General features: G+C 54.3%; 19 protein-coding genes and 1 riboswitch. Of the genes, 2 read left to right on the top strand and 17 right to left on the bottom strand.

The window, feature by feature from the left end; genetic code table 11:
- Positions 1-65: 65 nt before the first annotated feature.
- From J2Z49_RS05265 to J2Z49_RS05185, 17 genes are all read right to left on the bottom strand, one after another.
- The gene (locus J2Z49_RS05265; protein WP_307400494.1) at positions 66-1,181 is read right to left on the bottom strand and encodes an HD-GYP domain-containing protein; all 1,116 of its coding nucleotides are present in this window, start codon (positions 1,179-1,181) and stop codon (positions 66-68) included.
- 99 nt (positions 1,182-1,280) lie between these two features.
- Positions 1,281-1,877: a DedA family protein gene (locus J2Z49_RS05260; RefSeq protein ID WP_307400491.1), complete on the bottom strand. Its 597-nt coding sequence runs from the start codon at positions 1,875-1,877 to the stop codon at positions 1,281-1,283.
- A gap of 113 nt (positions 1,878-1,990) precedes the next feature.
- On the bottom strand, positions 1,991-3,742 hold the full coding sequence (gene pyk, locus J2Z49_RS05255) for a pyruvate kinase (protein ID WP_307400489.1): 1,752 nt from the start codon (positions 3,740-3,742) through the stop codon (positions 1,991-1,993).
- Positions 3,743-3,755: 13 nt separating this feature from the next.
- On the bottom strand, positions 3,756-4,718 hold the full coding sequence (pfkA, locus tag J2Z49_RS05250) for a 6-phosphofructokinase (protein WP_307400487.1): 963 nt from the start codon (positions 4,716-4,718) through the stop codon (positions 3,756-3,758).
- Between the two features lie 35 nt (positions 4,719-4,753).
- Positions 4,754-5,719, bottom strand: coding sequence for an acetyl-CoA carboxylase carboxyltransferase subunit alpha (locus J2Z49_RS05245; RefSeq protein WP_307400485.1), 966 nt, complete (start codon positions 5,717-5,719; stop codon positions 4,754-4,756).
- A 1-nt stretch (position 5,720) separates the two neighbouring features.
- Entirely contained in the window at positions 5,721-6,563 is an 843-nt protein-coding gene (accD, locus tag J2Z49_RS05240; protein WP_307400484.1) for an acetyl-CoA carboxylase, carboxyltransferase subunit beta, read from the bottom strand.
- Positions 6,564-6,583: 20 nt separating this feature from the next.
- Positions 6,584-6,775, bottom strand: coding sequence for a putative signal transducing protein (locus tag J2Z49_RS05235; RefSeq protein WP_121451423.1), 192 nt, complete (start codon positions 6,773-6,775; stop codon positions 6,584-6,586).
- An 88-nt stretch (positions 6,776-6,863) separates the two neighbouring features.
- On the bottom strand, positions 6,864-7,100 hold the full coding sequence (gene mtrB / locus J2Z49_RS05230) for a trp RNA-binding attenuation protein MtrB (RefSeq protein WP_307400482.1): 237 nt from the start codon (positions 7,098-7,100) through the stop codon (positions 6,864-6,866).
- A gap of 75 nt (positions 7,101-7,175) precedes the next feature.
- Positions 7,176-10,574: a DNA polymerase III subunit alpha gene (locus tag J2Z49_RS05225; protein WP_307400481.1), complete on the bottom strand. Its 3,399-nt coding sequence runs from the start codon at positions 10,572-10,574 to the stop codon at positions 7,176-7,178.
- Positions 10,575-10,710: 136 nt separating this feature from the next.
- Positions 10,711-11,121: a Fur family transcriptional regulator gene (locus J2Z49_RS05220; RefSeq protein WP_307400480.1), complete on the bottom strand. Its 411-nt coding sequence runs from the start codon at positions 11,119-11,121 to the stop codon at positions 10,711-10,713.
- 73 nt (positions 11,122-11,194) lie between these two features.
- The gene (locus J2Z49_RS05215) at positions 11,195-11,974 is read right to left on the bottom strand and encodes a sulfide-dependent adenosine diphosphate thiazole synthase (RefSeq protein WP_307400477.1); all 780 of its coding nucleotides are present in this window, start codon (positions 11,972-11,974) and stop codon (positions 11,195-11,197) included.
- 101 nt (positions 11,975-12,075) lie between these two features.
- Positions 12,076-12,186: riboswitch (TPP riboswitch) on the bottom strand.
- A gap of 143 nt (positions 12,187-12,329) precedes the next feature.
- A complete protein-coding gene (locus J2Z49_RS05210) occupies positions 12,330-14,066 on the bottom strand; it encodes a sigma-54 interaction domain-containing protein (RefSeq protein ID WP_307400475.1) in 1,737 nt (578 codons plus the stop codon).
- A gap of 78 nt (positions 14,067-14,144) precedes the next feature.
- Positions 14,145-15,551, bottom strand: coding sequence for a vWA domain-containing protein (locus J2Z49_RS05205; RefSeq protein WP_307400472.1), 1,407 nt, complete (start codon positions 15,549-15,551; stop codon positions 14,145-14,147).
- A 14-nt stretch (positions 15,552-15,565) separates the two neighbouring features.
- A complete protein-coding gene (locus J2Z49_RS05200) occupies positions 15,566-16,507 on the bottom strand; it encodes an AAA family ATPase (RefSeq protein WP_307400470.1) in 942 nt (313 codons plus the stop codon).
- A gap of 122 nt (positions 16,508-16,629) precedes the next feature.
- Positions 16,630-17,091 (bottom strand): tRNA (uridine(34)/cytosine(34)/5-carboxymethylaminomethyluridine(34)-2'-O)-methyltransferase TrmL, encoded by a 462-nt coding sequence (trmL, locus tag J2Z49_RS05195; RefSeq protein ID WP_307400468.1) that lies wholly within the window; start codon positions 17,089-17,091, stop codon positions 16,630-16,632.
- A gap of 112 nt (positions 17,092-17,203) precedes the next feature.
- Entirely contained in the window at positions 17,204-17,893 is a 690-nt protein-coding gene (nth, locus tag J2Z49_RS05190) for an endonuclease III (protein WP_307400466.1), read from the bottom strand.
- Entirely contained in the window at positions 17,893-18,321 is a 429-nt protein-coding gene (locus tag J2Z49_RS05185; protein ID WP_456151682.1) for a CoA-binding protein, read from the bottom strand. The genes nth and J2Z49_RS05185 overlap by 1 nt, the downstream gene beginning before the upstream one ends.
- Before the next feature lie 313 nt (positions 18,322-18,634).
- Between J2Z49_RS05185 and J2Z49_RS05180 the strand changes: the two genes are divergently transcribed.
- Both J2Z49_RS05180 and J2Z49_RS05175 read left to right on the top strand, forming a co-directional pair.
- A complete protein-coding gene (locus J2Z49_RS05180; protein WP_307400462.1) occupies positions 18,635-19,384 on the top strand; it encodes a DUF4912 domain-containing protein in 750 nt (249 codons plus the stop codon).
- 17 nt (positions 19,385-19,401) lie between these two features.
- A complete protein-coding gene (locus J2Z49_RS05175) occupies positions 19,402-21,009 on the top strand; it encodes a glycoside hydrolase family 57 protein (RefSeq protein WP_307400460.1) in 1,608 nt (535 codons plus the stop codon).
- Positions 21,010-21,029 lie beyond the last annotated feature (20 nt).

The raw sequence follows: 21,029 nt of genomic DNA, 5'->3' as shown, positions 1-21,029 counted from the left end.
TTTTTCTGGGGGAAGTGTTAACTTCCCCCGGCGATCACAGGTACGACCTTAAGTATCATTGTTATTCAAGTGGCACTCTTTATGGCTTCAGGGAACGATTCCCAGTAATCTTTAATAACTTCGGTTATGGTAAGGTGGCGGTGTTCCGCCAGCCAGATTTCATAGGGTTCGCCCAGGGGTTGCCTTTGGGCGGAAAACAAAATGCGCACCCTGGGATAAAGGGAAAAGCCCTGCCTGGTTTCAATCACCACGCCAATCTCACCGCTGGATAGGCGCACAAGGCTGCCTGCGGGGTAAGCGGCCACGTTACTTAAAAAGGCCTGCACAATATCAAAGTCAAATAAAAAGTTACCCGCGCCGGCAATCATTTCATAAGCTTCGTGTACGGGATAGGCCGGACGGTAAACCCGGTCGGCGGTCAGAGCGTCATACATGTCCACCAGGCCGGTGATCTGGGCGAATTCATGAATTTCCGCCCCCTTGAGCCCCAGGGGATAACCCTGACCGTTATGGCGTTCATGATGCTGCATGGCCACGATCCGGCACAGGAGGTTGGCTCCGGGGTCCTGCTGCAGGATCTCGGCACCGTAAATACAGTGTTTTTTGATGAGCTGGAATTCTTCACTGGTCAGTGGCCCGGGTTTGTTTAAAATTTCAAGAGGAATACGCGTTTTGCCAATATCGTGCAGTAAAGCCGCCATGCCCAGATGGAACAGCTTGGTGCGGCTGTAGCCGAGGGTTATGCCCGTAATTACTGCCAGGACACAGACGTTAACCGAATGACCGAATGTATACTCATCAAGGCTCCGGATATCCACCAGGTTGACCATCAATGAGCGCCGGCTGAGCAATTCGTCAATGATTTCGTTTACGGTGCTGATCATATCCTTTACACCAATTAACGCCCGGCTCGGACCGGTTCTCTGTTGAGACGTGGAAAGGAGCAGGGCCTTGACTTTGGCTATGGCCTGGGCCCGTGTTTCCTCGGAAATGACATCCTCTACTTCTACATCCAGAAAGTCGTCTATGTATACGGCCGGAATACCCAGCTTTTTCAACCTGACAATAAACCTTTCGGTAAGAATGGTCCCGGCCTGGAGCAATACCTGTCCGGAAGCATTGTAAACCGCCCGGCCGACCTTTAAACCGGGCCGTAAAAGAGCTGTGGGAACCCTGCGCATACTTTACTCCTTTGTTTTATTGCCTTATTACCCTATTACCCTAATTCGACGAAAACTAATGTATCCCTACAGCAAGGAAAAAATCTTTCTAAAGTGTTTTTATGTCCGGTGCAACGCTTTTTGCTTGAGGAAAAGATAGATCAAATAAGCAACTAATACCCCTAAGGCCAGCAGAGGCAACCGCGACTGGATCAGGGAGAAGATGGATTCCCAGTGATGCCCGAAAAAGATGCCAATGCCCAGGTTAAACGAAACCCAGCTTAAGGCGAAAAGAGAATTGTAAATTAAAAACTGCATAAACGGTAAGCGGCTGATGCCGGCCAGATAGGGGGTAAGATTGCTCACCATGGGCACAAAGCGACCGAAAATGATAAAGGCCGGTGCTGACCGGTACATCCAGTTGCGGGCCTGGTTAAATTTGGCCGCTGTAACCATTAAATATTTTCCGTAACGGAGCAAAAACGGTTCGCCTACATAGCGGCCAATCAAATAGGCCGCTGTGGCCCCCACGTTAAAACCAAGCACGGCAGCGGTAAGTATATGATAAAAATCAAGCCTCCCCTGGTTTACCAGAATACCGGCCAGGAGGGTCATCAGCCCCCCGGGAAATGGAATGCCCAGGGCTTCGATAATTAACCCCAGGAACAACCCCCCTGCACCCAGGGTGCCCAGGTAGTGTAAGACCCAGTCCTTCATAAAAAACTCACCTTCCCGGGCTTTAACATGCCCGGAAAAGGTGCGTTATATATAGGCACGCTTGTCCCAAATTTGCCCGTTAAACATCTTTGAAAAGATGGCCTGTCCAAACGTTATAACACCCTGGCTGTGCCCCGGTATACCAGGCCCCGTTGTCCGTCCACCGTCACCGTTTCCCCGTCGGTAAGGATGGAGGTGGCGGCATCTACCCCTACAATTACCGGAATGCCGAATTCCAGGCCGACGATGGCTCCATGGGAAGTCAGTCCTCCCACCTCCGTAATCAGGGCGGCCGCTTTTTCAATGGCCGGTATAAAGTCCTTGTCGGTGAAGGGTGTGACCAGGATGTCCCCGGGTTCCACCTTTTCCAGAGCATCTTTCACGGTGTGGCAGATGCGCACTCGCCCGGTGACTGCCCGGGTGCCAATACCCTGGCCGCGGACCAGGATGTCCCCAACAGTATGGACTTTTAAAAGATTGGTGGTACCATGAACACCCACGGGAACGCCGGCAGTGATGACCACCAGATCCCCCGGTTTGATCAGGTCCGCCGCCAGGGATGCTTCAATGGCCGAAGCAATCATACTGTCAGTGTCCCGGGTGCGTCCTACCAGGAGGGGTTGCACGCCCCAGACCAGAGCCAGCTTGCGCAACACCCGGGCTGCCGGGGTCACGGCGATGATCGGTGCCCGGGGACGGTATTTGCTCACCATTTTAGCCGTGTAGCCTGTCTCCGTGGAGGTAATAATGGCGGCGGCTCCCAGGTCCTGGGCGGTAGTACAGGTGGCGTGGCTGATGGCATCGGTGACCGTGCGGGCCAGCGCCCGGCCCCGCCGTTGTAAAATTTCTCCGTAGGGCAGGGCGCGCTCCACGCGGCTGGCAATGCGGGCCATGGTTTTTACCGCCTCCACCGGATAGTGCCCCGCGGCTGTTTCTCCCGAGAGCATAATGGCATCGGTACCGTCCAGAATGGCGTTGGCCACGTCGCTGGCCTCGGCCCGGGTAGGCCGGGGGTTATGGATCATGGATTCCAGCATCTGGGTGGCGGTAATGACCGGCTTTCCGGCCAGATTGCATTTTTCAATGATGGATTTTTGGATCAGCGGTACTTCCTCCACCGGGAGGCCAACCCCTAAATCACCCCGGGCCACCATAATGCCGTCGGCAACCTTGATGATTTCATCCAGGTTTTCCACACCTTCACGGCTTTCGATCTTGGCGATAATGTCCATGTCCGCCCCATGCTCTTCCAGGATGCGGCGGATGGCCAGCACATCTGAAGCCTTGCGGATAAACGAGGCGGCGATAAAATCCAGTTCCTGCTCAATGCCAAACTTGATATCCCGGATGTCCTGCTCGGTAATGGCGGGCAGGTTGACCGGCACTCCGGGAAGATTGACCCCCTTTTGACTGGTCAGTTCCCCCCCGTGGACTACCTCACATTCCACTTCGTGCCCGTTGCTGCATATTACCCGTAGCTCGATGAGCCCATCGGCAATCAGGATGGTATTTCCCGGGGCCACGTCCCGGGGTAATCCGGCATAGGTAATGGGCAGGCGTTCCGCCGTACCCTTGATGTTCTCGGTGGTAAGGACTACCCGCTGGCCCGCTTTAAGCACTACAGGTTCCTTTTCCAGGTAACCCAGGCGAATTTCAGGCCCCTTTGTATCCAGCAAAATGGCAATATTTTTACCCACCCGGCCGGCAGCTTCGCGGATATTGGCAATGCGCCGGGCGTGCTCTTCGTGGGTACCATGGGAAAAATTAAGCCTGGCAATATTCATGCCCGCCCGCATCATTTCCATGAGGGTTTCTACCTGTTCGCAGGCTGGACCGATGGTGCAGATTATTTTGGTTCGTCTCACGGCCTGTTCCTCCTTATATGGCTAAAATGCTCGCCAGCCGGTAAACATCGAGATCAACGGTTTTTTTCTGTCCCAGGACCAGATCCAGATTGGTTTCCACTATTTTCCCGGCTGACATGCCGACCATTTTACTGGTTGCCCCTTGCATGAGCAATTCCACGGCCCGGGCTCCCAGTTGGCTGGCCAGAATGCGGTCAAAAGCTGTCGGCGTGCCACCACGTTGCAGGTGGCCCAGGATGGTCACTTTGGTATCAAAGCCGGTGCGTTCCTTAATTTGTTTGCCTATTTCCAGTCCGCTGCCTGCTCCCTCGGCCACCACAATGATACTGTGCAGTTTCCCGCGCCGGTAGCCCTTACAAAGTTTGTGGCAAACTTCTTCAATGCTGAAGGGATGCTCGGGAATGAGAATGGACTCCGCTCCTCCGGCCAGGCCGGCGGCGACGGCAATAAAGCCCGTATCGCGACCCATTACTTCCACAATAAAGGTGCGCTCGTGGGAGGTAGCGGTATCACGGATCTTGTTGATGGCGTCAACCGCGGTGTTTACTGCGGTATCAAAGCCAATGGAATAATCCGTACCGCTGATATCATTGTCGATGGTTCCCGGGATGCCCACCACCGGGAGCCCGTATTCCCGGTGAAAGATGGATGCGCCGGTAAAGGAACCGTCACCGCCAATAACCACCAGCCCTTCCAGGCCGAATCGCTCCACATTTTCCCATGCTTTGGCCCGCCCCGCGGGCGTTTTGAACTGCTCGGAGCGGGCCGTATGTAAAATGGTTCCTCCCCGGTGAATGATATCTGCTACCGAACCCAGCCGCATGGGTTCCATGTCACCTTCAATGAAACCGTTAAAGCCCCTTTTGATGCCGATTACCTCCAGGCCGTGATAAATAGCCTTGCGTACTACCGCCCGGATGGCCGCATTCATTCCCGGAGAATCGCCGCCGCTGGTCAAAATCCCTATCCTTTGCAAAAATATACCTCCCTGGCTTTCAGGTAGATGCATTATTAAGTTATGTTATTGCCGGGTAAATATTCAGGACCGATGCGCCTGAAACGGGCGTGACGCCGTTTTAAGAGTTCGTCGGTGGGATAGCCCCGCAGTTCGTCCAGGTGGCGGGCTATAGCTTCCCCCACCAGCCGGGCGGCTTCATTTTTATCCCGGTGGGCGCCGCCCAGTGGTTCTGGAATAACCTCATCTACCAGTTGGTGCGCGTAGAGGTCCTGGGCGGTGATTTTCATTACTTCGGCGGCATCCCGGCAGCGGGTCGCGTCCTTCCAGAGAATGGTGGCGTAGGCCTCCGGGGAAATCACCGAAAAAATGGCATGCTCCTGCATCAGGATGCGGTCACCCGAAGCCAGGGCCAGGGCTCCTCCGCTACCCCCTTCACCAAGAATCACCGAGATTACCGGTACGCGAAGGACAAGCATGCCGGCTATACAGCAGGCAATGGCATGAGCCTGCCCCCTTTCTTCCGCTCCCATTCCAGGGTACGCGCCGGGGGTATCGATAAGGGCCAGCACCGGCCGGTTAAACTTTTCGGCCTGTCGCATAAGCCGCAGGACTTTGCGGTATCCTTCTGGATGGGCCATGCCAAAATTGCGGGCCAGGTTCTCCCTGGTATCATGGCCTTTCAAGTGACCGATTACGGTTACTGCCCGTCCTCGGAACCTGGCGATACCTCCGACTATTGCCGGGTCATCCCCGAAGCACCTGTCCCCGTGTAGCTCAATGAAATCAGTACATAGCAGGTTGATATAGTCCAGGATATTGGGGCGCCCGGGATGGCGGGCGATCAGCACCTTTTGCCAGGGGGAGAGTTGCCCGTAAATGGTTTGTTTCAGTTCCCGGGCCCTTTTTTCCAGGTTTTCGATTTCTGTGCTTAGATCAATACCCTTTTCGCTGGCAAAACGTTGTAGTTCGGCAATTTTTTCTTCCAGTTCAATGATGGGCCGTTCAAAATCGTAAACCATCTCACTCGCTCCGGTGTAAATCTAATATTTGGGCCAGGGTGGATTTCAACTGCGGCCGGGGAACCACAGCGTCTAAAAAGCCATGCTGCCGCAAAAACTCGGCCCTTTGAAATCCTTCGGGCAGCTTCTGGCGAATGGTTTGCTCAATCACCCTGGGGCCGGCAAATCCAATTAGTGCCCCCGGCTCAGCCAGGATAATATCCCCTAAAAAGGCAAAGCTGGCGCTGACTCCCCCCGTTGTCGGGTCGGTTAGCACGGATATGTACAGCAGTCCCGCTTCGGAAAAGGCGGATAGGGCCGCGCATGTCTTGGCCATTTGCATTAATGAAAGTACCCCTTCCTGCATGCGGGCACCCCCGGAAGCGGCAAAAATGACGAGAGGCAACTGTTTTTCCCGGGCGCGCTCAATGGCCCGGGTAATCTTTTCTCCCACCACCGTGCCCATGCTGGCCATCATAAAGCGGGCGTCCATTACGGCCACCGCTACCCGGTGTCCGCCAATTTTCCCTTCTCCGGTGACTACCGCTTCGTTCAGCCCGGTTTCCTGGCGGGCCCTGGCCAGCTTTTCGTCGTACTCGGTGTATCCGAAAGGGTTTACAGGCATCATGTCCCCATCCCATTCGGTAAAGGTACCCTCATCAATGGTTATTTTAAGGCGTTCCCCGGCAGTGAGGCGAAAGTGGTAGCCGCACCTGGCACAAACCTTTAATTGTTTTCCCAGCTCCCCTGTGAACCGGATTTCGTGGCAACGGGGACATTTTACCCATAAGCCATCGGGTATTTCCCGACTGGCGGGATTGACCGTAGCATAACGCTGTCGCTGTCTTTTAAAAATATCCAGCATTTTGCTCGCTCCAAAGGAATTTAAATGGTGTTTATTATTTCCAGGGCTTCGTCCACTTCTGCTTCCGGTACCAGAATTTCCACCGAACAGTTATGCCCGCAATGGGTCGGCGAGAGTTCCCGCAATTTTACCAGTATTCCTTCGTTGGAAAGAATGTTTTGGATCCGGGTCGCTTCTTTTTTATTTGGGGCAATATAAACCACAGTCCACAAGATTCCCACCCCCGGGGCCGGGATTTTTAAGTCCTTTATAAATTAAAGATAACAATAAGTATATCCAGAGTATATACCCTGGATACTTTCAGGCCAGATCGTCATTGCGCATGACGCCGTACCGGGTCAGTAGTTCTACCTTGCCGCGGATTTTAATCGCCGAGGTATGCTCTGTAAACTGGGCGATCATAATTTCGCCCTTATCAAGCTTTTCCGAATGATGAAAGCGGGTATCCTTCCCACGGGTAAGGCCGATGATGGTTACCCCGTTTTCCAGGGCCTTGACCGCTACATAGTCGGCGTTAATTTCCCAGCTCTCAGGCATGCAAGTACCCCCTTTTCAGGTAGACTGCTGGGTTTTAGCAGTTCCATCATAGCATACAGCAAGGTCTTTGGCAAGCTACCTGCCGGGTGATTCCTTTATTCTCACGTTTTCAGGTCCTAAAAGGGTGGCCAGTTCTGTGACTACCGGTGAAGACAGGTTAATCCAGTAGTCCCGGGAAGTCCGGGCCAGCTTCTTTTCCAGGGGGAAGTACAGGTAGACCGGTGAGGAACCGGGATAACTGCGCAGGACCAACTGGACCCGCCTGATTAGCTGGGGGGTGGCTTCCCTGAACTGTAAATAAAGGCTGGCACTGGTTTTCTTTTGTAAGGGGGATACCTCTTCAGCAACAATCTTTAATGTATCACCGGCAGAGCTTATTTGCCCCCGGATTAACACCACCCCTTCAGGGATGATGAGTTTAGCATACTGCTGGTAGACGCGGGGGAAGAAAACCACTTCGATGCTCCCGGTAAGATCTTCCAGGGTGCCAAAGGCCATGGGTTCCCCCCGCCGGGTGCTGATGCGCTTCAGGGTGGTAAGCATGCCGCCGACCGTGACCCCCGCCTGCTCCCCCTCCCCGAGTTCCGCCACCGTAGCGGTGGTTTCTTCCACCAGGGCCTGGCGGTATTCTTCCAGGGGATGACCGCTGATATAAAGTCCCAGGGCCTCCTTTTCCAGGGCCAGCATTTCCGCACGGGAATATTTCTGCACCTGGGGCAGCACTATATCTTCTCCTGTTCCCTGCCAGAACTGCTCAAAGGTAAGCTGGCCGTTCTGTCGCTGCTGCTGCGATTGCTGGGCTATGGACAGCCCAAGCTCAATGCCTGCCATCAACTGTGCCCGGTGGTGGCCCAGGGAATCCAGAGCTCCGCTTTTAATGAGGTTTTCCAGCACCCGCCGGTTAATGATCCGCGTGTCCAGGCGCCGGCAGAAGTCGGCAAAGTTTTTGAAGGGTCCCTTTTCCTCCCGGGATTTGATAATGGCCTGCACTGCACCCTCGCCCACGTTTTTAATTGCCGCCAGCCCGAAACGGATTTTACCGTCAACCACGGTAAAACTTTCCCGGCTTTCGTTGACATCGGGAGGCAGGACTTCCAGGCCCATACGGCGGCACTCTTCCACGTATGCCGCTACCTTGTCCGTGTTATCCCGCACCGAGGTAAGCAGTGCCGCCATGTATTGGGCCGGGTAATTGGCCTTCAGGTAGGCCGTCTGGTAGGCCACCAGGGCATAGGCGGCGCTGTGGCTTTTGTTAAAACCGTAACCGGCAAAGTACTCCATCAGATCGAAAATCTGCCCGGCAACCTGGGGGTCTACCCCGTTCTTTACCGCCCCTTCGATAAACTGGTTCCTTAGCCCGGCAATAATTTCGGGCTTCTTTTTACCCATGGCCCGCCGCAAAAGGTCGGCCTCCCCCAGGGTGAAGCCAGCCAGGTCGCTGGCTATGCGCATAACCTGCTCCTGGTAGAGAATGACACCGTAGGTGTCCCTTAATATTGGTTCCAGCCTGGGGTCCAGGTAGGTAACTTTCTTTTCCCCGTGCTTGCTCTTGATGAAATCCTCCACCATGCCGCTGCCCAGGGGGCCGGGCCGGTAGAGGGCCACCAGGGCCACGATGTCTTCAAAAACCTCCGGGCGCAGCTCTTTTAACAGGGCCCGCATGCCGCTGGATTCAAGCTGGAATACGCCGCTCCCTTCTCCCCGGCATAGCAGGGCAAAGGTTTTCGGGTCGTCTAAGGGAATTTCATCAATGTTTATTTCCGGTCCGCCACTTTCCCGGATGAGCTTTAAAGTGTCGGCAATGACCGTTAGGGTGCGCAGGCCCAGGAGGTCCATTTTTAAAAGGCCCAATTCCTCTACCTGGTCTTTGGCAAACTGGGTGGTTAATGGACCGTCGGCGGCCTTGTACAGGGGCAGGTAGTGGGTTAAGGGTTCCCTGGTGATCACCACGCCGGCCGCATGGGTGGAGGCGTGCCTGGGCATACCTTCCAGGAGGGCGGCGGTGTCAATTAGTTTTTTCACCTGCGGGTCCCGTTCATAGAGTTCCCTTAATTCGCTGGATTCACTGAGGGCCCGTTCAATGGTCATGTGCAGTTCCGCGGGCACCAGTTTGGCTATTTTATCCACTTCCCCGTAGGGCATATTCAGTGCCCGCCCCACGTCCCGGATGGCCGCCCTGGCGGCCATGGTACCAAAGGTGGCAATTTGGGCTACTTTATCGGCTCCATATTTGCTGGTAATGTAGTTAATTACCTCTCCCCGGCGCTCAAAGCACAGGTCCACGTCCACGTCCGGCATGGAGACCCGTTCCGGGTTGAGGAAACGCTCAAATAACAGGCCGTATTTTAACGGGTCGAGGTTGGTAATCCCCAGCACGTAGGCTACCAGGCTGCCGGCGGCAGAACCCCGGCCGGGCCCTACCGGGATACCCCGTTGCCGGGCATAATGGATGAAATCCCACACAATCAGGAAGTAGGCGGAATAGCCCATCTGCCGGATCACTTTTAACTCATATTCCAGCCGCTGCCGTACCGGCTCGGTCATCTCCCCGTAGCGACGTCGTACCCCTTCCAGGCACAATTGCTCCAGGTAGCTATCCACGTTATGACCCGGGGGTACCTGATAATGGGGAAGATGGATCTGGCCGAAGCTTAGTTCCACCTGGCAGCGCTCGGCAATGAGGCGGGTATTGTCCATGGCGTCTTTTAGCTCTCCGAAGAGACGGGCCATTTCTTCCTCGCTTTTCAGGTAAAGTTCCTGGGAATCAAATTTCATCCGGGAAGGATCGTCCACACTTTTACCCGTTTGAATACAGAGCAGGATGTCCTGCATTTCGGCATGCTCTTTGTTTACGTAGTGGACGTCATTGGTCGCCACCAGGGGTATATTCATTTCCCGGTGCAGGCGCAAAAGTTCCCGGTTGACTTTGCGTTGTTCGGGAAGGCCGTGGTCCTGTAGTTCTAAAAAGAAATTCCCCCGTCCAAAAATATCCTGGTAGAGGGCGGCGGCTTCCACGGCTTTTTCCTTCTCCCCGGCCAGGAGACGGTCGGCCACCTCCCCGGCTATGCACCCGCTTAAGGCAATTAACCCTTCGCTGTAGCGGGCCAGGGCATCTTTGTCCACCCGGGGCTTGTAGTAAAAACCTTCGGTGTAGGCCAAAGATACCAGCTGCAGGAGATTGCGATACCCGGTCTGGTTTTCGGCCAGCAATACCAGGTGGTAAAGGTGGTCATCCACCCTGGGCGTGCGATCTTTCATGGTGCGGGGGGCTACGTAAACCTCGCAACCCAGGATGGGTTTAACCCCTTCTTTCTGGCAGGCCTTGTAAAAGTCCACCACTCCAAACATAACGCCATGGTCGGTAATGGCCAGGGAGTCCATACCCAGTTCCCTGGCTCTGGCCACTACTTCCTTGATCCGGGCGGCACCGTCCAGTAGACTGTATTCGGTGTGTACATGAAGGTGTATAAACATGGTCTTCCAAACACTCCTGGACAACCTAGCCTTTTTTCTATGATCCTCATTCGTTTAAGTCAGACAAAATCCTGCTCCCGGTCGTAAAGAAAAGGGGGTGGCTCTTAGCCCCCCCTTTTTAAAACTCTATGGAAGTTTACTGCTCTGCTTCGCCCGGTTGTCTTTGCCGGCAATCAGGGCAGTACCCGTAAAATTCCAGCCGGTGCCGGGTTACCTGCATGCCCGTGCGGTTTTCTACTTCTCTTTCCAGGTTGTTCAGCAGGGGTAAATCCAGATCAAATACCCGGCCACAGCTATCGCAAACAAAATGATAGTGATTATGGGGATTACCATCATAGCGGCTGAACGTGCTGCCGTAGTTAAGTTCCATGATTTCCCGGGCCTGTTTGAGGTTATTTAAATTGCGGTACACGGTGCCCAGGCTGATGTCCGGAATTTGTTTGCGGGCCTGCTCGTAAATCCAGTCTGCCGTGGGGTGAGTGTCGGTATTGCGCAGGATTTCCAGGATTAATTTTTTTTGCCTGGTCATCCGTGTGGTTTTTACCATTAACCTCACCCCTATCTAATAACAGCTACTTTTATAATTAAATATACAGCCTTTTTTTCCCCAATGTCAAGTTCTATTCTTCATCTTCACCGAGAATAAGCCTGGCCGCCCGTCTGCCTGACAGGAGCATCCCGCCGAAAATCGGTCCCATGCGATGGCCGCCGCAAACCGCGTTTGCCGCCATACCGGCCACGAGGAGCCCGGGGAAAATTTCACGTGTATTGGCTACGGTGGCCGTTTCACCCCGCGCGGCCCACATGGGCTTTTCTCCTTCCAGATTGCCGGTCCTGGTTCTTAAAACCGCCCCCATTTTTTTGACCACCATACTGGCCACCTGGGCATCATGTCCGGTGCAGTCGATGACGTATGCCGACTGTACCGTCAGGGGGTCCACGTGCAGGCGGCCCAAATCAACGGGGGTCCAGTTTATTACCAGGCCGGTTATCCGGTTGTCCCTGACCATGACGTCTTCCACGGAAATTAAGTTGTAGATCTTTGCTCCGGACCGTACCGCACCAAGGGTTAAGGCGGCAACGGCTTCCACGGAGCTGGCCGTATAATATCCTTCCTCGAATGTCCTGAAGGAGATACCAAACTCCTTGAGAAGGGGTAATGCTTCGTCCTGGACCACAATCTGGTTGAACATCATCCCCCCGCCCCACATGCCGCCGCCGACGCTGAGCTTGCGTTCAAAGAGAACCACTTTTTTGTTTGCCCGGGCCAGGTAATAGGCGGCCACCAGTCCTGCCGGACCTCCGCCCACTACGGCCACGTCTGATTCCAGCGCTTCCAGCAGTTCCTCCTGGTACCTCGTGATAATAGCCTTGGAAATAGTTACGTCTTCCAGGTGCATTTTGTAATACCACTCCTTTTTTCTTTATTTGTAGCGGTTGACTGGTGGGCATCCCGGTGGCAAATAAAAACAGCGCACCCACAAAAGGATGCGCCACAGTCAACAGCACGTACGGCTTTTCCCTTCGCGGGCATTACCCCGAGCAGGTTTAGCGGGTCAGGTGCTCACTAGCCCTTTCTCAGCCCCTAACAGGAGCTCCCCGTTGTACTTTGCCGGTTTATCAGGCGTGAAAGGCCGGGTCGTCCCGGCTTAAAGGTAACCCTTGCCTTTTAAGCCATTTTAAATACGGCCGCCTGAAATTGCTACTTCGATATTTCCGGCCGGTTATCCTCCTTTTTATGGGGTAAAAATTTTTTTATCCCCTGATGCCGTACTGTTTCATCTTCTTATACAACCAGGCCCTGGAAATACCCAGAGTTTTGGCCGCCTGCATTTTATTACCACCGGCAGTAGCCAGGGCTTCCAGGAGGGCTTCCTTTTCCACCTCCTGGAGTAATGTTGCCAGCGTGCGGTTGTGCAGGTTTCTCTTCTTGCCCTGGCTCATTTTCTGAAGGTAGGGGGGCATATGTTTAACTTCAATGGTATCTCCTTCCACCAGGTTAAAAGCCCTTTCCATTACGTTTTCCAGTTCCCGCACGTTGCCCGGCCAATCGTAGGCGCAAAGCATCTCCCAGACTTCCGGTGACACACCCCGCACCAGAAGACCAAATTCCCGGTTGAATTTCTTGATAAAATGATTGACCAGCAGGGGGAGGTCATCGAGTCTTTCCCGCAGGGGCGGGATATAAAGGGAAACTACATTTAAACGGTAATAAAGATCTTCCCGGAAGTGTCCCTGCCTGATTAATTCCTCCAGATCCCGGTTGGTAGCTGCCACCACCCGTACGTCAACGGCACGGGTCCGGGTATCTCCCAGGCGCTCAATTTCCTTTTCCTGCAGGACCCGCAATATTTTGGCCTGCATGGGCAGGGGCATATCTCCAATTTCATCGAGAAAAATTGTTCCCCCATCGGCCTGTTCGAATTTGCCGATTTGCCCGCCCTTTCTCGCCCCGGTAAAGGCGCCTTCCTGGTAACCGAAAAGCTCCGATTCTAAAAGGTTTTCCGGCACGGCAGCGCAGTTGACCTTGATGAAAGGCCCCCGGTGGCGGGGGGAGGCCGTGTGCAGGGCATGTGCTACCAGTTCTTTGCCTGTGCCGCTTTCCCCCCGGATCAGCACTGTGGAAGGTCCCTGGGCCACCCGCCGGATGGTTTCCTTGAGCCGGATCATATCCCTGCTGGCACCGATCAGGTTGTCTACGGTGTAACGCGCGGTCTGGTTGTCGTTTTGCGTTGTGGAAGGGTAGGAGAAATTTCGCCGTTGGGTACTGATCTTTTTCGCCAGGGCCAGCAACTGTTCCACATCATGGAACATTACTTTACTCACTGTGCCCACCATCTTGCCCCGGTTATAAAGGGGTACCCGCATGACTACCGTTTCCCTGCCCCGGATCCGTACCACTTCCCCATACTGTAATTTACCAATCCAGAGGATTTGGAACAACCGCCTGTCGGGAGCCACCTCACGGATGTGCCGGCCCACGGCCGTTTCGATGGTAACGCCCAGCAGTTCCGCCATGGGCTCGTTTAGCATCAGGACCCGGCCGTCATTATCGATGGCAATGTAGCCTTCGTGTGTGCTGTGAAAAATATTTTCCAGGAGGCCGTTTATTTCCTTGATTTCTTCCAGTTCCTGTGCCAGATGTTGCAACTCGGTGATTTCTTGAGCCACGCCAATGGCGCCCACAATGGTGTTATTGCGGATTATGGGTGTGCGGTTGACCACATACAGGGCATTGCCTACGACAAATTTGCGTCCGATGTGGGGTTTTCCCGTCTGCAACACCTTGGGGAGACCAGTAAAAGGAACGACCTCCCTGATGGGGCGACCCAGGGCCTTTTCTGCCGGGTAATTAAAAATCCGTTCGCTGGTGGGGTTAAAAATGATCACGCGGCCCTGATAGTCTACGGCAACGACCATATTGTGTACGGAGTTAAAAATAGATAGCTCATCCCCTAAAAAGGCGGTGCTTTCCAGTTTGTTGATCGCCAAGGTTTCACCTCCCCCACCTGTAGCCAGAACCGTTTTAATTAACTTATTTCATGATCCGGTGAATTTTTTACCGTCCTTTTACTTCAGCATTTGCCGGTGCAGGATTGCTTCCAGGTGATGCAGGGAATAGCATTCAAACATGCGTACATAAGGCAGGAAGGCATTAACGCCTGGTAAATAGGGCCATTGCTTGCTGGGAACGGGGTTGAGCCACAGGATCTCCTGGACCCGCTCCCGTAAAGAGGCCAGCTCTCGAGCGGCTTCCTGGGGGGCAACGGTCTTTGTGTCACTGACTATGATTGCCAGGGTATCGCCGGTAAGCAGGTGGCGCCAGTGGCGGTGAAAAGTTTTCAGGGCTACGTTAAAGTCGGTGGTTTTTCCCCACTGCCGGCTGGCATTAACAAGCTCGGTCATTACGGGTACAAAACCATCATCCCGCCGGAAGTAAGGGGTAACCCGTTCTAGATCCTCGGAAAAGACGAAGCTTTCGATATCTCGTACCGCACTGCTTAAACCATAGATAAACTGGAGGACAAACCGGGCATAGCGGGCCATGGAAGCGGACACGTCGCAGATGAGGAGCAGACGGGGACGGTGCCGGCGGCGGGACCGGTAGCATAATTTAAGGGGTGACCCGCCGAAGGCAATGTTCCGGCGAATCGTCCTGCGCATATCCAGTTTTTGCCGGCGGTTGCTTTTCCGGTAACGGCGGGAAAGCCGGTTGGCCAGGTGTGTGGACAGGCGCTCAAGGGCTAAGGTAAACTTTTCCAGATCGGCATCGGCAACCTGCTGCATGTCCTGGTGGAGCAGCTGATCATCCGGGTCCCGGTAAAAATCTGCGGCCACACCGGCAATTACGTCATCCATTTCCGTTTCCCCGGTCAGCTCTGCCTCCAGTTGACGCCTGGCTTCTTCCCCCTGGGTTTTCAGCAAGTAGTAGCGCCAGTAGTTGAGAGCTGATTGCATTACCCGGGCGATCAGGTGTCCCGGGTTGTTCACCGGATTGCCGTGCATCTGGCGGATAAGCTCCGTTAAACGCCTTTGTTCCCGTGCTGGCATGCGGGCAAAAGTTTGGATTTCCTCCGGGGTAAAATTTACTTCCGTGGACCAGGGAGAAAGGGCCTGGTTTAATTTTTCCCGGGCATCTGCCAGACGCTGCCGTTCCTCTTCCTCCAGCTGTTTTCTTAACATGCGCCGCCGCTTTTTTTCCTCCGGGGGGACAAAGAAGCGATCAAAGGCCAGGTTAAAAATTTGCCTGTCGGAGGCGTTTTTTACCAGCACCGCCCCCAGGGCAGCCTTGACCTGTTCCCTGGACATAAGGTCAACCAGCGCCAGGGCCTGGTAAGCATCCAGGGCTTCGGCCATGCTTACCCGGATCCCCAGGTGGCGCAGGATATGGGTGAAGCGTACCAGGTTATGGTGCAGGGTATTTTCGCCCTGCCCTTCTACCCGGGTCACTGCCCGGGTGACCGGATCAATTTCCATGTGTGCTCCCCCCGCTAACGGTGATGGTGGCCGCAATGACAGGTGGCCCCGGCAGGGCCGGGCGAATCATCCTTTACCCCCCGGATCTGCTCTACCAGTCCGCTTAATCCCACCTCCCTTTTTAACGTTTCCTGGTCATCACGGTTTTTCAGGAAAAGGCTCAGGGTTTGCCCGAGGATTTCCGGCGTCAGGGCATCGGCATGCAGGGCTACCAGGGCCCGGGTCCAGTCCAGGGTTTCGGCAATGGACGGTTTCTTTTTCAACTTCAGGCGGGACCTGATGAAGTGTACCGCCCGGACCACCTGGCGCACCAGTTCCTCCCGGGCCTGGGGCACTTTGACCTGCAAAATGCGCACTTCCTTTTCCACCGTAGGATAATCAATGTACAAATAGACGCACCGGCGTTTTAACCCGTCGGATAATTCCCTTTCACCATTGCTGGTTAAAACTACCGCCGGGATTTGCTTCGCTTTGAGTGTGCCCAGTTCGGGAATGGATACCTGAAAATCGGACAGCAGCTCAAATAAAAAGGCCTCGAATTCCGGGTCGGTTTTATCAATTTCATCAATTAACAAAACAACTCGTTTTTCGGCCCGGATGGCCTTTAAAAGCGGTCTTTCCAGCAAATATTCCACATCGAAAAGATCCTTTTCCAGGGCGGCAGGATCGCAACTGCCTCTGGCGATTTCGATCTTTAGCAACTGCCGCTGGTAGTTCCATTCGTAAAGGGCCCGGTTTTCGTCCAGCCCCTCGTAACACTGCAGGCGAATCAGCTCCGTATTCAAAGCCCCGGCCAGGGCTTTGGCCACCTCAGTTTTGCCTACCCCGGGGGCCCCCTCCACCAGCAGGGGCTTGGCCAGTTTTAAGGACAGGTAGAGGGTAATCACCAGGTCCTGATCACAAATGTAGCCCTGGGTTTCCAGTTTTTGTTGTAGCTGTTCGACGGTCAGCTCCATGGATTTCTCCTTTCCCGGTATTACCCCTGGTAACAAGTGCAAACAGCCGAGTGTAAACAATAGTATTCGTTCTGACGGCACCGAAATCCTTCAATAATTTTTTGAAATTACATAAGTTTGTGTTAACGTAACCCTGGAAAGCCCTGCTGGCGCAAGGCCTCGTACAGAACCAGGGCTACGGAGTTGGCCAGGTTTAGAGAGCGGGTAGTGCCCTCCCGCATGGGAATGCGCAGGGTATAGTCCCGGTTGGCGGACAGCAGTTCCGCAGGCAGTCCCTGCGTTTCCTTGCCGAAGACCAGAAAGTCATCCGCTCCATATCTGACCTCATTATATAAATGTATGCCCCGGGTGCTGAAGAAATAAAAACGGTGTTGGGGATACAGGTGGCGTACTTCTTCAAAGGAATCGTGGTAGTGTATTTCCACCAGATGCCAGTAGTCCAGGCCCGCCCGTTTAAGATGCTTATCATCGGTGGAGAAGCCCAGGGGGCGAACCAGGTGGAGAATGCTGCCGGTGGCCGCACAGGTGCGGGCAATATTGCCGGTGTTGGCAGGAATTTCTGGTTCAACCAGAACAATGTGCACTGGGATCGACTCCTTTGAGTAGAAGTTCTATCCTCGTTTACCGGTATCAACGACAAGCCAGCAACATTAGATTGCAGCCTTTTGGCTCCCGCCCGAACGGGCGGGAGCTTTTTCAAGCACTTGTTAGCGGTTCTCGCCCGTCGCGGCTTGGACAAAGATGGGCCACGGGGCAGGCGTTGCACCGGGGCCGGCGGGCGGTGCAAACGGTACGGCCGTGGGCAATTAGCTGGTGGTGGGCGGCCCGGCGGGCGTGTTCCGGGATAATTGCCAGTAGTTCCTCCTCAGTTTTTTGGGGAGTCTTACCCCGGGCCAGGCCCAGGCGGTGACTGACCCGGAAGACATGCGTATCCACCGGGAGGGCGGGTCGACCGAAGGCTACATTAAGCACTACGTTGGCAGTCTTGCGACCTACTCCCGGAAGACCCTCCAGTTCCTCCAGGCTCTGGGGAACCTGGGAGTTGTATTTTTCAACCAGGATGCGGCTGGTGGCAATGATATTCCTGCTTTTATTCTTATACAATCCACAGCCCTTGATTTCCCGGGCCAACTCCTCGGGTTTTAGCCGGGCAAAGTCCCGGGGTTCCCGGTAGCGTTTAAATAACCGTTCAGTAATCTTATTGACCTGCCGGTCCGTGGTTTGAGCTGAAAGCATGGCCGCCACCAGCAGCTGGAAGGGAGTCCCAAAGCACAGTGCTGTTCCGGCGTCGGGGTAGGTTTTGGATAATATGGCCAGGATTTCACTGGCCCGGGCAGCCCGGTCCTGCTCTTCCTGCGGTTGGGTTGTCCCGTGCAGGGCCGGCATTAGCAGTTGCCGCCTCCCAGCAGCCGCCGGTGCTCCACCATCAGACAACGGTCCATAACCACTGTCAGGCCACGGGCCCGTGCCTTTTCAGCCGCTTCCTGATGCACCACTCCCAGTTGCAACCAGATGGTCGGCCGGAAGTTAAGCTTTAGTACGGCTTCGATAATCGCCGGGACTTCCTCTGCACGCCTGAAAACATTAACTATGTCCACGGGATGGGGTATAGCACTGAGCTCCGGGTAGGCCCTTTCACCCAGGGCCTCCTGGAGCATGGGGTTGACCGGGATAATATCATAGCCCTGTTCTTTCATGTAACGGGCCACCCGGTAACTATCCCGTTCCGGTTTATCGGATAAACCTACCACGGCAATGCACCGGCTTTTACTTAATATTTCCCTTAAAACGGCATCGTCTGGGTTTTGAAACAACATGACCACCTCTTTGTAAAAAACTTATTTTTATCTTAATCCCTTTATTTTTTCAAGACAACCCGTACGTGATGAAACGGGGATCGCGATTGCTCCCGGTCATATACACCCACACTATATGGGTGTCTCCCGCTAGAAGCTGTGAAAGCAAATCTACCTGATTTTTCTAAATAAGTTAATTTATGCCGGCTGGACTCATTTTTCGTTCATAAATCCCGGCACCGGGGCAATAATAAAAAAAGCTTTTTAACACTTCTTAAATTATCTCACCCCGAAACTGGTGTTATTTATATTTTTTAAAGGAGGGTATTCCATGAGCGCGATAGTTCCGCTTCTTTTCGGGATCGCCCTGGTGGTCCTGTTTCTGGTTATTTTTTTATGGCCTTCCCGGCGCCGGGCACCCCGGCCGGTGCCCGCGGAAAAAGTTATCCCCCCCCTTTTTACCGAGGAAGTCGCGGAAGAACTGGCCTTGCCTGCTCCGCAGGCCGAACCATCCCCACCGCCGGTTCCCGAACTGCCCTGTCGCTACGGGGTGGATCGTCTGGTGCTTCTGGTCCGGGATCCTTACTGGCTCTACGCATACTGGGAAATAACCGCCACCCGGCAGGAAGAGTTTAATGCCACTTACGGGCCCCGGGCGTGGAATACTACCCGCCCGGTTTTAAGGGTTTACGATGTTACAGGGGTAACTTTTAACGGGTACAATGCCAACAGCTATATGGATATCAACGTCCAGGAAGGGGTGGATAACTGGCATATCCCCGTGGGCCAGCCCAACCGTTCCTTTTGTGTCGACCTGGGCCGCATGTTTCCCGATGGCCGTTTTGTCACCCTTTTGCGGTCCAATGTGGTCACTACCCCCAGGTCAGGCCTTTCGGAATGCCTGGATGAAGAATGGATGTGGATTGAGGGAGTATATCGCTCCTATCAATTCCAGTTTGGTGTCAGTTCACCCATACTAATCCAGGAGGTAGCCGGCCGGGCGGCCGTGGTTCCCCTGGGGATCAGTTCTCCCGGTTTTGGACCGCCGGTAGCAGGCCCCAAAGTAGAGGTTAAAGAGTAAGGGAGGAGCTGGCTAAAGTGGCCAAAGGATACCTGGCGCTGGTGTTGCACGCCCATCTACCCTATGTACGCCATCCAGAGCATGAGCATTTTTTAGAAGAAAGATGGCTTTACGAGGCCATTACCGAAACCTATATCCCCCTTTTGCATGTCTTTGAACGCCTGGTGGCCGACGGCATCCCTTTCCGCCTTACCGTTTCCCTGTCGCCACCCCTGGTATCCATGCTTACCGATCCCCTGTTGCAGGAGCGCTATTCCCGCCATTTGGGACAATTAATGGAACTGGCCGATAAGGAAGTGGAGCGTACGCAAAACAGCCCCTTCCACGAAACGGCCCTGATGTACCAGGGGCTATTCCGGGAGATTGCCCATACCTACCACCACACTTACGGGCGCAACCTGATCCAGGGGTTCAGGCGTTTTCAGGATTTAGGTCGCCTGGAGATTATCACCTGTGCGGCCACCCACGGGTACCTGCCCCTGCTTATGGTCAATCCCGAGGCGGTGCGGGCACAAATTGCCGTGGCCGTAGATCTGCACCGCCGGCATTTTGGCGTGCCCCCCCGGGGACTCTGGTTGCCTGAATGTGCCTACGGGCCGGGTATTGATCAGATTCTCAAAGAGTTCGGTATTCGCTTTTTCTTTACCGATACCCACGGGGTCTTATTTGCCTCCCACCGGCCCCGCTACGGGGTGTTTGCCCCTATTTACTGTCCTTCGGGGGTGGCCGTCTTTGGCCGGGATGTGGAGTCTTCCAAGCAGGTGTGGAGTGCCCAGGAAGGTTACCCCGGGGATTTTGATTACCGGGAGTTTTACCGGGATATTGGTTTCGACCTGGACTATGATTACATCAAGCCGTATATCCACCCCGACGGCATCCGCGTGCACACCGGAATTAAATATTACCGCATCACCGGGCGGACAAACCATAAAGAACCTTATGTGCCGGCCTGGGCCAGGGAAAAGGCCGCCATCCATGCCGGAAACTTTATGTTCAACCGGGAACTGCAGATCAAGTACCTCTGCCGGCACATGGACAGGCCGCCCATTATTGTCGCTCCCTATGATGCCGAACTTTTTGGCCACTGGTGGTTTGAAGGTCCCATGTGGCTGGAATTTCTCATCCGCAAAATTCATTTTGACCAGGATACGGTGGAACTGGTTACCCCCAGCGATTACCTGCAGCGCTTTCCCTGCAACCAGGTGGCCAGGCCCTGTCCTTCGAGCTGGGGGAACAAGGGATATAATGAAGTCTGGCTCTGCCAGGCCAACGATTGGATTTACCGTCACCTACACCTGGCCGCCTCCAGGATGGTTGAACTGGCCAATACCCATATCGATGCGCAGGGGCTCCTGCGCCGGGCTTTAAATCAGGCGGCCCGGGAGTTGCTCCTGGCCCAGAGCAGTGACTGGGCTTTCATCATGAGCACAGGCACCATGGTCGATTATGCGGTAAGGCGCACCAAAGGCCACTTGTCAAATTTCCTGCGGCTTTACGATGAAATCAAAGGGCGGCATATCGACGAGGGCTGGTTGTCCTGGCTGGAACACACCAATAATATTTTCCCCGATATGGATTACTCCTGGTATCGTTCTAAAGAAAAGGAGCTGATGGCAGCCGGTTAAAAAAGCTCCCCGTTTCTCAC

This window comes from Desulfofundulus luciae (assembly GCF_030813795.1).
Lineage (GTDB): Bacteria > Bacillota > Desulfotomaculia > Desulfotomaculales > Desulfovirgulaceae > Desulfofundulus > Desulfofundulus luciae.
Note: the sequence above shows the minus strand (reverse complement) of the source record. Positions and strands in the feature narration are given on the sequence as shown.

Bases quoted from the DNA above. Each gene is read 5' to 3' on its own strand.
- J2Z49_RS05265 (WP_307400494.1), bottom strand. From the start codon at position 1,181: ATGCGCAGGGTTCCCACAGCTCTTTTACGGCCCGGTTTAAAGGTCGGC.
- J2Z49_RS05260 (WP_307400491.1), bottom strand. From the start codon at position 1,877: ATGAAGGACTGGGTCTTACACTACCTGGGCACCCTGGGTGCAGGGGGG.
- J2Z49_RS05245 (WP_307400485.1), bottom strand. From the start codon at position 5,719: ATGGTTTACGATTTTGAACGGCCCATCATTGAACTGGAAGAAAAAATT.
- accD (WP_307400484.1), bottom strand. From the start codon at position 6,563: ATGCTGGATATTTTTAAAAGACAGCGACAGCGTTATGCTACGGTCAAT.
- mtrB (WP_307400482.1), bottom strand. From the start codon at position 7,100: ATGCCTGAGAGCTGGGAAATTAACGCCGACTATGTAGCGGTCAAGGCC.
- J2Z49_RS05225 (WP_307400481.1), bottom strand. From the start codon at position 10,574: ATGTTTATACACCTTCATGTACACACCGAATACAGTCTACTGGACGGT.
- J2Z49_RS05220 (WP_307400480.1), bottom strand. From the start codon at position 11,121: ATGGTAAAAACCACACGGATGACCAGGCAAAAAAAATTAATCCTGGAA.
- J2Z49_RS05215 (WP_307400477.1), bottom strand. From the start codon at position 11,974: ATGCACCTGGAAGACGTAACTATTTCCAAGGCTATTATCACGAGGTAC.
- J2Z49_RS05205 (WP_307400472.1), bottom strand. From the start codon at position 15,551: ATGGAAATTGATCCGGTCACCCGGGCAGTGACCCGGGTAGAAGGGCAG.
- J2Z49_RS05200 (WP_307400470.1), bottom strand. From the start codon at position 16,507: ATGGAGCTGACCGTCGAACAGCTACAACAAAAACTGGAAACCCAGGGC.
- nth (WP_307400466.1), bottom strand. From the start codon at position 17,893: ATGCCGGCCCTGCACGGGACAACCCAACCGCAGGAAGAGCAGGACCGG.
- J2Z49_RS05180 (WP_307400462.1), top strand. From the start codon at position 18,635: ATGAGCGCGATAGTTCCGCTTCTTTTCGGGATCGCCCTGGTGGTCCTG.